We start from the raw sequence: 11935 nt of genomic DNA, 5'->3' as shown, positions 1-11935 counted from the left end.
AACCTTTTTAGTGAAAGGTGTTTACATCCAAACAACCTGAAGATGCTCATATTCAGGTCGTTTGGGTATGTAATCAGGTCACGTCTTCTTTGTTGAGGCCGTACTTACGCATCTTCTCAACCAGCGTGGTACGTCGCATACCCAGCATGTCGGCTGCACGGGCAACAATACCCATTTGCGCTTCGAGTGCCTGACGAATCATTTCCACTTCCAGGTCCGCTAGCATAGCTTTCAGATCAACACCTTCCGGTGGTAGCCCTGCTGCTGAAGGACTCGCAAAGCCCGGCATTTCTTCTTCCGGCTCGTCCATCGCAAACACCGCATGCAGTGCGTCACGCTCCAGGTCTTCCTCGGCTTCCAAACCGCCCAAGGTTTCTGGTTGGAATTCCGGGATATCGCTATAGCGATATTTCTTCGGCAGTCGGTTTACATCCACCATCTGACCTGGGTACAGAATCACCATGCGCTCGATGAGGTTAGCGAGTTCGCGGACGTTGCCCGGCCACTCGTGCTCCATCAAAGAACTGATCGCACGTGGTGTCAGGTGAACCTGATTCGCCCCTTCTGCTTCCAAACGCGCCATGAGTTCTTGAATCAAAAGCGGAATGTCTTCAATGCGTTCACGCAGCGCTGGCATTTCGATTGGGAACACGTTCAGGCGATAGAAAAGGTCTTCACGGAACGAGCCCTCTTCAATCATGGTATCGAGGTTGCGGTGTGTCGCCGCGACAACACGTACATTCACCTGAATGGTCTTATTGCCACCAACACGCTCAAAACAACGCTCTTGAAGTACGCGCAGCAGCTTAACCTGCATTGGCTGCGGCATATCACCAATTTCATCCAGAAACAGCGTGCCACCTTCTGCCAGCTCAAAACGGCCTTTACGCGCAGAAATCGCGCCGGTAAATGCCCCTTTTTCGTGACCGAACAGCTCACTTTCCAACAGTTCCGGTGGTATCGCACCGCAGTTCACTGGCACAAATGGCCCTTTCCCGCGTTGCGAATGGTAATGGATGTTACGTGCAACAACTTCTTTACCGGTGCCGGATTCACCCAGAATCAGTACGCTGGCATCCGTTCCTGCAACTTGCTCAATAAGATGACGAACATCGGCGATCGCTTCACTGCGACCGACCATGCTTCTGAAGAGCGTATTTTTTCGGCTAAGTTGAGGAATATTGAATGCGCGCTTGCCGGAAAACTCCTGACAGTGTCGGAGTGCATCAGCAAGTTGGGGATAATTTAGTGGCAGCTCGAGCTCACCGACGAAGTTTGGCAGTCCAGACAATTCCGCTTTGTGTTTTGCAAGCGCAATAATAGGAATGTGATTATTAATCGCCAAACTGTCCAGCACTTGGGATAAGCGCTGCGGTGAGTGGATGTTACCCAGAAAACAAGCACCCTCGGCCTGTTTCCAGTGCGAATCATTTAGCTCAGTGGTTGAACATAGCAGGTATTGCTCACCAATAAACTCCAAGATAACGCCTAAATCGTGACGAAATTTTTCATCATCCTCGATAACAAGAATCTTCGTTAAACCTTGCATGTGTGAGATATATCTGCCCTAAAACCATCTAAGTCATCGGCGCGACGGATGTCACCAATAACAGAATAATCCAGCTATTGTAATTATTGCTTGGTATAAGGCAACTAGAGACACAATAAAGCTGTGACTCCAGTGCCAAGACAGATTAGATTGTAGTGAATCTGACGCGTTTTTATGCGTCTGCAGAGGTGATATTGTGATACTCAGCCGGTATTTGATCCCACGCCGATTTAATTTCGCGCAAAATATCGACAACTTCATCGATTGGCGCTTCCAGATTGTCTCGATTAGCCTCTGAGATTTGGCGGATCATGTAGTCGTAAAGCGCATCCAGGTTAGAAGCAATCTCCCCACCCTCTTCCATCGACAAACAAGTACGCAAGCTGATGATAATATCCAGCGCCTTACCCAGACGTTCACCTTTCACTGCAATGTCGCCTTGCAACATCGCTGCTTTGCCCTGAACCAAACGTTCAATAGCACCTGCCATCAGCATTTGAATCACTTTATGTGGTGATGCCGCACTCAACTGGCTGTCTATTGAAACCTTTTTGTAGGCCTGAAGTGACCCTCTCATAACATTCCTCACCTACTCGAACTTTTTGTAAATTTGCACTGACTGACGCCCTTTCTTAAAACGACTGGCATGGGCTGCAGCACTATCACGTTGTACTTTTATAAGGCTAAATAACTGCTCAGTTCTGGCAATAGCCTGTGACCAAGCGGCTTGTTCCGGCTTCTCCGGCAACATCGTGATTTCTGCCAGACATTGTTTTCGAATATTCAATAACCGTGCCATCTCATTGGAGTCAACAGGGTCTGAATTCAGTACTGCCAGAAGTTGTTCATCAATCTCTGACAGTTGGGATAGCAAAGTGTGCATCGTTATCTCGCTTACATCGACGGCATGATATTCATCATGGCCGACAGTTGAGATTGCATCTCTGCCATCGCGTTATCCATGGCGGAAAACTGCTTTAATGTGCGGTTTTCCAAATCTTCCATTCGGCGATCCAATGTTTGCTGCTCATCTTGCAGGCGCATACGCTGATCGCCCAAGCTGGATTCGCGGTTGCGAATAGCACCGCCAACACCAGTAAAGTTCTGTACGGTTTCTTCCACCTTGCGAGCGAAACCCTGATTACCACCGAAGAAACCTTCCAATGCCCCGAAGTTGCGTGTCAATTGTTTGTCCAGCAGGTTGTAGTTGATTTCCAACCGGCCATCCATCGTGGTGGAGATACCGAGCTCGCTCAATGTTTTGAGCGAATCAGGCGCACCTTCAATTGGCGTAGAAAACAAAGAGCGCATCTGGTTAACCGCGGAGCGAATCACGCTGTCCCCTACCAAAGGCCCACCCTGTTGGGTTTCAGGGTCGTACTTCGACAATGCTTTTGTCACTTGATAGAACGCGTTGTAGGCGTCTACAAACTCTTCGAGTGATCCTTTCACCGTGTCCCTGTCTTCGTCCACAGTGACAATCACAGGGCCATCTGACGGTGATGTCAGCTGGGACACATCAATGTTGACACCGCGAATGGCATCAGAAAACGTATTGGTGTCGCTGGACACAGATGCCAGACCATCGATCAGAATGCGGGCATCCAACGCCGCCTGCATCTCATTCATCGAGTTGCTCGGGCTGGCAGGGTCATAAGCCAGTGCTTGCAGCGGTGACGTCACCGGTGCGTTCACACTGACGGAAATTTGGTTATCGACACCGGTTTTATCACCACCGAGGATCAATCGCGCGCCGCTGTCATCATTGATAACGGATGCTTTGATACCAGGATTATTCGCACTGCTGTTGATGGTGCGGACGATATCGAGCAAGGAGCTGCTGTTTTCATCGATATCTATGGTGGTGGTTCGGCCGCCCAGACTCAGCGTGATTTGCCCAGCGCCAAAATCAGCTTTGGCGTCTAAACCGTCAGAGACGAGTTTATGAGACTGTGCGAGTTGCTGAACGTCGATGGAGTAAACGCCGGTAACGGCTTGGTGGTCGGCGGATGCGGAGACAGCTTCTTCGTTGCTTGAAACTGTACTCCGCGCCGCGAAGGTATTATTACGGCGAAAGTCATACATTAAGTCTTTCATCGTATCGAGGGAGGTCTTGAGTCTACCGTAGGCACTGATGTTAGTTTCAACATCGTTCAGGCCCTTAACGATTCGCTCTTGTTTAGGCGCACGCTCAGCTTCAACAATTTTGCTGACCATGGAGTTGATGTCCATGCCACTGCCAAGGCCCGTTGCGCTTAAACCCATTTTTCACTCACCTCAGTTATACCTTTTCTGCAACGAGCCCCCTCGCATGAAGAGACAGTTGCTGTGCTAGCTCTAGCATTTCTTTCTCAGGAATCTGTCTGATGATGTCGCCGCTACTCATTTCGTAAACAGTCACAACACTTCTTCCAGAACTCTCATCAAGTCGAAATGACAAGCCTTTGTTAAAGGTAGACACAAACTCATCCAGTCGCTCAACCAGCATTTCGAGCTGTTCTTGCTGCATCTCCCGTGTAGCTTCAAGTTTTTGGACTTGTTCTACCCGGCGTTGAGACAGCTTTTCAACATTCTCTGCCATCTGCCGCTGGTTCGTGATGTTGGGTTGAGTCCCCTCCACAGATTGTTTACTGCTAGCAACTTTCGTGCCTGACTGTGGAGTCACATGAGACAGGGATGACGTAGAAACGGATGATAGGTCCATCGTAGTTCACCTCCTGTTAGCTATTGACGGTGAGGGGCAAGCTCACCGTCATTTTGGTCTTGCTATTAGCCTAACAGGCTCAGTGCAGCTGACGGTGCTTGCTTCGCTTGTGCAAGTATAGACGTACCAGACTGCTGCAGGATCTGAGATTTAGTGAACTGCGTCGTTTCCTTAGCAAAATCAACGTCTCGGATACGGCTGTTAGAAGCACTCACGTTCTCGTTAACGTTATCCAAGTTAGAGATTGCGTGGCTCAGACGGTTCTGCTTCGCACCCAGTTCTGCACGGTGTGAATCGATGTATTGCATCGCGTTATCCACCAGGCCAACTGCGCGCTGTGCGCCACCCACAGTACTAACGTCAACGTCTTGTACAGTTTGGTCAACTTTCGCTGCACCTGCGATACCCAGAGAGGTCGCCAGTGCGCCGGTGAATGCTACGTCTGCGCCAGAGGCAGAAACGATTTGCAGTTCGCCGTTTTCAGTCACAGATGCAGAAACTTTGCCGTCTGCTTGACCGTTGATGTAGGTTGCCACTTCTTCCACATCGTCGCCTGCTTTAGCAGAAACGTTGATGGTTGCAGTGGTACCGTCAGCGTTGGTGATAGCCATAGACAGTGTTGCACCACCCGTTGCGGTCCAAGCAGCCATGTCAGCAGACGCAGCTACAGTCGCTTTATAGGTCGCACCACCCATCATTGCTTCGTCAGCACGGATGTTCTTGAACTCCATGAAGACCGCTTCACCAGCGTCAGCACCGATTTGGAATGCTTTGGTACCGTAAGTACCGTTCAGCAGTTTCGCACCACCGAAAGAGGTTGTTTCTGCGATACGGTTCAGTTCGTCTTGCAGAGCAACGATCTCTTCCTGGATTGCCACACGCTCTTGGTCACCGTTAGCACCGTTAGCAGATTGCAGTGACAGATCACGCATACGCTGCAGGATGTTGGTGGATTCTTCCATCGCACCTTCAGCAGTTTGTGACATTGAAATACCGTCGTTTGCGTTACGTACTGCAACGTCCAGACCACGGCTTTGCGAAATCAGGCGGTTAGAGATTTGCAGACCTGCTGCGTCATCCTTTGCGCTGTTGATACGGAAGCCCGAAGACAGACGCTCCATCGAATTGTTCAACGCATCGGTTGAGCTGTTCAGGTAGCGCTGAGCGGTCATTGCAGGCACGTTAGTGTTTACTGTAATAGCCATAACTATTCTCCTTTGGTACTAAGTCCGGCTTCCGCCCAGCAACCCAGGGAAAACCAGTTCTAAATCTCTCACAACCCATGTAACGGCACGTTTGGAAAAACCTTTACACCTTTTTTCCTACTTTTTTTACAAGCCACCTTGGAGGGTGAAAAGCCGTAAAATCATGGTGCTATGAAGGTTTTCGCCTTAAAGGAAGAAAACTTTAGAGATGATTTAAAAAATTTGTCGGCAAAAATACGCTGAGGACAGAAAAAGCCATTAATAACAAGGCATAACAAGGAAAGAAGCTGGATAGGGAGTCAGTCTTTTCGCTGAAAAAACGCACAAAAAAAGCGGCAATGGCTTGCCGCTTTTCGGGATCTATATTCCAGATTACTGGAGGAGGTTGAGCGCCGCCTGTGGCAACTGCTTCGCCTGCGCAAGAATAGAGGTACTTGCCTGCTGCAGAATTTGCCCTTTGGTGAGCTCTGTCGTTTCTTTCGCGAAGTCAGTATCGCGGATGCGGCTGTTAGACGCAGAAACGTTCTCTTGGATGTTCGACAAGTTACTGATGGTATGGCTCAAGCGGTTTTGCTTCGCACCCAGGTCAGCACGCTGACTGTCGATGTACTGCATCGCTGAGTCGATAATACCCACGGCCATCTGCGCACCACCCGCATTACTGACGTCGATGTCTTGCGTCGTGGTTGCAGCACCTGCGCCGGTCACTAAGCCCAGAGAGGTTGCCAGACCACCACCAAAGGTGACGTTACCAGAGAGCTTCTCTTCCGCGATGAAAACTTGCAGTTGACCTGCTTCGTCGACAGATGCCGTCACCATCTCGTCAGATTGACCATTAATATAGGTCGCTACTTCCTCAATATCGTCGCCAACTTTGGCATCAATGTTCAGGTTGATGGTATTGCCGTCTTTCGTGGTGAACGCCATGGTCAGTGTCGCGGCAGTACTTGCCACTTCCCAACCTGCCGATTTGCCGTTTGCGGCGATAAACTCGGTACCACCCATGCGGAAATCATCAGCACGAATACTGGTTAAGCCCATGATGATGGCCTCACCCGAATCAGCACCAATTTGGAAAGATGCTTCACCGAAAGAACCATTCAGCAGTCGACGGCCACCAAACGCAGTGGTTTCTGCGATACGGTTAAGTTCGTCCTGAAGCGCTGATACTTCTTCCTGAATCGCGATACGCTCAGACTTACCATTTGCACCGTTAGCCGATTGCAGGGAAAGGTCACGCATACGTTGCAGGATGTTTGTAGATTCCTGCATTGCACCTTCTGCAGTCTGGGCAATGGAGATACCATCGTTAGCGTTGCGCATCGCAACATCTAGGCCACGGGTCTGGGCTATGAGTCGGTTCGAAATCTGCAGACCAGCGGCATCATCTTTCGCACTGTTGATCCGACTACCAGACGACAAGCGTTCCATCGACGTATTTAGATCGTTTGTCGACTTGTTCAGGTAACGCTGCGCAGTCATCGCAGACACGTTGGTGTTAACTGTTACACCCATTTTGCTCTCCTTTGACTTTCGCGTATTTTGCGAAACAGCCTACCCGCGACAAACTTGTCCGAATGTAGAAGCGGGACCAGCCTTCAGTTCGTTATCAGGAACGGTATCAGTGCAACTGACACCTCATGCCGAATGTTATTCAAATAGCATGCCAATTTTTGGAAAGTCTTGTTTATCATCAACTTAGGAGCAACGAGAGCGGAGTCGATTAACAAAACGGCAAATAATTTGATTTTCTCCTCAAGAAAATCGGCAACTCGCCGCCTCCGGTCATTGCCTCTTCATAACCATAGCACCAGATCTTGCAATTAAGAGGGATGAATCACATTTTGTTCGAATAAATTTTTATTCTCAAAACAGAGACAAAGCAGTCCGCCTTCTAAACACGTGCGAATTTATCCATAAAGTAAGCGTCTTCCGGCACGGTATTTGCTGTCTTTTATTTAGTTTAAAAACTTAAGTTTTTCGCTCGAATAACTATATGGATTCCTTATGAACAATCCCTCCCAAACCAATGAAAGTGCTATGACACTGGAACAAGCGTTTGAGCATGGCGTTTCGCTCTATCAACATCAGAAAAAACGCGAAGCCAGAGAGGTGTTCGAACACATTCTTTCCCATGCGCCTGATGCTCTGCCTGTCCTGCAGGTACTGGCGGTGATGGACAGCGAAGAAGGTGCCTGGCAAGACGCACTGAAAAAGCTGGATCATGCGCTGACCGTTGAGCCCGGCAATGCTTCAATCCTTTTCGATAAGGCAACCTTGCTGACAGAAAACGGCATGAACAAAGAAGCCCTTGAAATCGTTGATGCCCTGCTCGGTGTGGCACCTGATCACCAGGAACTATTGGCTATGCGGCAACAACTTACCGCGGCAATCGGCAATCTGGGCGAAAGTCGCCGCACGGCAAAACAAATACATCAGGCGTCAGCGCAAAAAAATGCCGCCATGGATGCCGAAGTTCAGGAGACACTGGCGCTGGCTGACCAAATGGTGGCAAGCGGCAATCTGGATCAAGCTAAACAGCTCTATAACGCCGTGATCAGTGTGGCGGGAGACAACCCAGCAGCATTGCTAGGTTTGGCAAAGCTTTATATGGGCGAGGAAAACTTTGGGCTTGCACGCCAAAACCTGCTTCGTGCGTTTGATATCGAGACGTCAGAAAAAGAAGTCGTGGTTCTGCTTAGCCACAGCGCCATCAAGATTGAAGATTTCAAAGCGGCACGTGAACATGCCCGCTTCGGCCTAAAGACCTGGCCGGCAGAGCCTCTCTTTTGCCGCTTGATTGTGCTGAGCTACGAAAAAGAAGAAAACTGGCTGGAAGCCTACCGACAGGCGAAAACTTTCATCAAGCCATACCCGACTGACGTGGATTTGCTGAACAGACTGGCAACAGCAAGCTTCCAGTTGCTGCGCACTCGCCATAATTTCACGCCAGCGGCAATTTTGGAATGTCAGCAACACATCCAACAGGCGGCAAGCGTGGCAAACGAAGAAAACAAGCTGCGTCTTTCCACTTATCTTGCGGAAGTACTCTGGTACAAAGGTGAAGCCAAAACCTCAAAAGCCCTGCTTGAAGATTACATTGCCCAATACCCTGACGACGTAGAAGCGGGTTTCAACATCAGTTTTGTTTACCGTACCCTCGGCGAATGGGAAAACTACTACCGCGCCAATGAGCTCGGCCTGACTTGCCATCGTCGCCTCCAATACAGTGGCAACATGCCTCAGTGGAACCTTGAACGCCCGAAAGATGACGTTGTTCTGGTGATGCCAGAGCAAGGCGTGGGGGATGAAATCCTTTATTTCCATAATCTTGCTTTGGTTTTGGAAAACACTCAAAAAGTTTATGTTGCCTGTGACCCTCGCTTGGAATCTGTGCTCAACCGCGCGTATCCAGAGGCAATCATGGTGCCGATCAAACGTATTGAAGGCGAAAGCATTCATATTCCAGAGGAAGTGATGAACGACATTACCTCTTGGGTGGCGGGCGGCAGTCTGGCTGGCATCTGCTTTGAAAAACATGGCCGTCACGTTTACCAGTCTGGTTACGTGAATTTGCCGGAAGACACCAAAACGCACTGGCAATCGAAATTAGCAGAGATTCGTTCAGTTAACGCAGACAAGAAACTGATTGGTATTTGTTGGCGAAGTGGCCTTGCCGCCGCAACCCGTAACATCCATTACCTGATTGCAGAAGAAGTCGCGCATTTGGTGAAGCAATTCCCGGATGCGGTATTTATCAATCTTCAATACGGGGATTGCAGCAAAGAACTCAACAAGATTGAAAAGCTTTCCGGCGTACGCATTATGCAGCTTGAAGGTCTGGATCTGCGCGATGACTTTGAAGGCACAGCTGCCGTCATCAAAGGGTTGGATGCTGTGATCACTGCGGGTACCGCGGTGCATCGTCTGACCACTGCCGTTGGCACACCTTGCCATGTATTCTTTGCCGGCACGGAAGAGTCTGATTTCAACCAGCCTGAACCTTTGTATTGCGACAGCGAGTTTGGTTACTTCTACCCACCTATGCTGGAAAACAAATATCCGCTGCTGGAATCCATTGTACGCCACATTCAAGCAAACTGATTCACAGCCAAAACAAAAAGGCCGCATCATAGTGATGCGGCCTTTTTTCTGAATTCACTGAACAAATTCTTTCGGCGTGCACCCTTCCCAGCGCCGGAAAGCTCGGTGAAAAGCTCTGGGCTCCGAAAATGCCAACCAATAGCTGATTTCCTTAATACTCAGCCTGCCCTGCTTTAAGTAAGCCACAGCCAAATCATGCCTAGTCGTATCCAGAATATCCTGAAAGGTTTCCCCTTCTGCTTTGAGCTTTCTGTATAACGATTGCGCGCTGACCCCAAGACTGTCTGCAATCTCTTCTGAACTCGCTTTTTGGTGATGAAGACTGTCCACAATCCGCTTTTTCACTTCATTGGCAAAAGACCCCGAAGCGGCAATCTCTTGCATCAGTTGCCTGGCATGTTCCGATAAGACGCCATGAATATACTCATTACTGCCACTTAACGGCATGTTGAGGAATCTTGTGTTGAAGACCAGTTGATTAAATGCTTTGCTGCCCAACACTTCACACCCCAGCAATCGGCTGGCTGCTGTTTGTTCTGCCTCAGATAAATGGCGGGTCAATTCGATATGCGCATTCTGGACCGCATCCAGCGGCAAATTCTGACCAGAGAAGGCCACGAAGCCGCCCAACATCCTGTCAGTGTGCTTCTCAAGTTCCCACTCTTCGTTTTCATTCAGTATCCGCAGGTAGGCAATATCCTCCTCTTCCACTAGTACGATCCGCTGAGCTTGATTGAGCAGCGGCGACATTTCGCTGAGTTGCTGCAGAGAGTGACGCAATGTGGGGCTGTGTTTGACGGCCTGGCCTAATGCACTTGCACCTTTGAAATCCGGATCAATGCCAACCCTAAATCCAAGCAGTGGATCGTTTCTCTGAGCCAAAGCCAGTTTCCAGAACGCGTTATAGGTATTGAGCCCGCATCTCTCATCCGGCGAGCTTTTTAGATCTTTCGGCAGTTTTAGCTGTGTTTTAATCGCTTCGGTATCCCATCCCAAGTCTGACAGGATCCTGTCGAGCCCCAGCAAAAAGCCCATGACCAACGTTGGTGAAGTGTTCATTTTCATCCCTTGATGACCAGAGTCCCTATTTGATGTCTATGGTCTCTGTGACTGTCATGGCTCCGATACTAACATTTGAAAAAAATGCAAAGGGAACGAGGGAAGAAAAATGCGTGAAGAAACAAATGGCCGCCGTAAGTTTTTAAAAGGATTGATAGGTGTCGGTGTTGTGGTCGCTGGCGGTACCGTCTATCGCGCGGTTGATAACGGCGTATTCAGCGTCGGTAAAGGTGAGCCATTTACACCTTGGACCGACTGGCAGTCGGCGTCAAAAAGCGGTGAACTCGCCATCATCAACGCTGCCGTGCTTGCCGCAAACCCCCACAATACCCAGCCTTGGATTTTTGAATTGCGCGACAACGCGATTTGGCTCTACGCCGACACTGCGCGCCATTTGGGCACCATGGATGTTTATGGCCGTGAACTTTGCATTGGTTTGGGATGTGCCTTGGAGAATATGGTTCAAGCCGCTCCCGCGTTCGGGTTTGACGCGACAGTATTGCTTGGCGACACAGACCTAACCAAACAAACCTGGAGCGGCGTGCCTATGCATGTCGCGACGATTACCCTGACACCGACAGGAAAGCAGGAGCAAAGCGAGCTTTACCAAGCCATTGGTCACCGACATACCGATCGGGGGGAATACCAGCGCGATACGCCGATCGATGCTTCGTCAAAGTCTGCATTGACGGCAATGGCCAACGAGAGCTTCCCTGATGTCAGCCTTTCCCTGCTGACCACAAAAGCACACCGTGACGCCTTTACCCAACAAACGGTCAATGCCACCCGCTTTATTGCCGCCGATCATCAGATGTCATCTGACAGTTTCCGCTGGTTTAGGCTGAGCCATAAAGAGATGCAAACGCACCGCGATGGTGTTTACATTGATACTGCTGGGCTGCCTCCGGCCATGAGAGCCATCAGCAAAATCATGCCGACCTTATCTGAAGAGTCATCGAATCAATATTGGATTGAAGGTACGCAACGCACCATGGAATCCACGCCGATGCACGGCTTGATCACGCTGAATAATCTCTATAGCTCAAAGCAGAACATTGAAGCAGGCAGGTTGTGGCAACGCATTCATCTTTGGGCGACGACACAAGGTATTTCCATGCAGCCGGTTAACCAAACCTGTGAAGTGATAGACAGACAAAAACAGCTAGAACAGCCTCAGACTTTTGCAGACGATCTGCGCGCGTTATCCGGCAAACCTCAATCCGCCACTTTTGCTTTCCGGGCTGGCTACCCAACCCTGACTGCGATCCCCAGCCCTCGTCGCGCCCTGAAAGACGTGGTCGCCAGCGCATAAAT

10 protein-coding genes are annotated in these 11935 nt (G+C 49.7%); 2 read left to right on the top strand and 8 right to left on the bottom strand.

The window, feature by feature from the left end:
• Positions 1 to 73 precede the first annotated feature (73 nt).
• From QL223_RS04625 to QL223_RS04595, 7 genes are all read right to left on the bottom strand, one after another.
• Entirely contained in the window at positions 74 to 1549 is a 1476-nt protein-coding gene (locus QL223_RS04625) for a sigma-54 dependent transcriptional regulator (protein WP_002537877.1), read from the bottom strand.
• 172 nt (positions 1550 to 1721) lie between these two features.
• Positions 1722 to 2126, bottom strand: coding sequence for a flagellar export chaperone FliS (gene fliS / locus QL223_RS04620; RefSeq protein ID WP_046302913.1), 405 nt, complete (start codon positions 2124 to 2126; stop codon positions 1722 to 1724).
• A 12-nt stretch (positions 2127 to 2138) separates the two neighbouring features.
• Complete coding sequence (locus QL223_RS04615) at positions 2139 to 2432, bottom strand: hypothetical protein (protein ID WP_281544046.1); 294 nt, start codon at positions 2430 to 2432, stop codon at positions 2139 to 2141.
• Positions 2433 to 2443: 11 nt separating this feature from the next.
• On the bottom strand, positions 2444 to 3814 hold the full coding sequence (gene fliD / locus QL223_RS04610) for a flagellar filament capping protein FliD (RefSeq protein WP_046302912.1): 1371 nt from the start codon (positions 3812 to 3814) through the stop codon (positions 2444 to 2446).
• Between the two features lie 16 nt (positions 3815 to 3830).
• On the bottom strand, positions 3831 to 4253 hold the full coding sequence (locus tag QL223_RS04605; RefSeq protein ID WP_039849824.1) for a flagellar protein FlaG: 423 nt from the start codon (positions 4251 to 4253) through the stop codon (positions 3831 to 3833).
• Between the two features lie 65 nt (positions 4254 to 4318).
• Positions 4319 to 5458 carry a flagellin gene (locus QL223_RS04600; protein WP_046302911.1) on the bottom strand — a complete coding sequence of 380 codons (1140 nt, stop codon included), beginning with the start codon at positions 5456 to 5458 and terminating at the stop codon, positions 4319 to 4321.
• A 372-nt stretch (positions 5459 to 5830) separates the two neighbouring features.
• A complete protein-coding gene (locus tag QL223_RS04595) occupies positions 5831 to 6973 on the bottom strand; it encodes a flagellin (RefSeq protein WP_281544045.1) in 1143 nt (380 codons plus the stop codon).
• A gap of 492 nt (positions 6974 to 7465) precedes the next feature.
• Between QL223_RS04595 and QL223_RS04590 the strand changes: the two genes are divergently transcribed.
• Positions 7466 to 9562 (top strand): tetratricopeptide repeat protein, encoded by a 2097-nt coding sequence (locus QL223_RS04590; RefSeq protein ID WP_281544044.1) that lies wholly within the window; start codon positions 7466 to 7468, stop codon positions 9560 to 9562.
• A gap of 54 nt (positions 9563 to 9616) precedes the next feature.
• Here the strand turns inward: QL223_RS04590 and QL223_RS04585 are convergent, their stop codons facing one another.
• Positions 9617 to 10621, bottom strand: a complete 1005-nt coding sequence (locus tag QL223_RS04585) for an AraC family transcriptional regulator ligand-binding domain-containing protein (protein ID WP_281544043.1) — start codon at positions 10619 to 10621, stop codon at positions 9617 to 9619.
• A gap of 109 nt (positions 10622 to 10730) precedes the next feature.
• On the opposite strand from QL223_RS04585, the gene QL223_RS04580 reads away from it, so the two are divergent.
• A complete protein-coding gene (locus QL223_RS04580) occupies positions 10731 to 11933 on the top strand; it encodes a hypothetical protein (RefSeq protein WP_281544042.1) in 1203 nt (400 codons plus the stop codon).
• The last annotated feature ends 2 nt before the right edge of the window (positions 11934 to 11935 follow it).

This window comes from Grimontia sp. SpTr1, from assembly GCF_947387585.1.
GTDB classification, from domain to species: Bacteria; Pseudomonadota; Gammaproteobacteria; order Enterobacterales; family Vibrionaceae; genus Enterovibrio; species Enterovibrio indicus.
The sequence above is the reverse complement of the archived record's forward strand: the minus strand, read 5'-3'. Positions and strand labels throughout refer to the sequence as shown.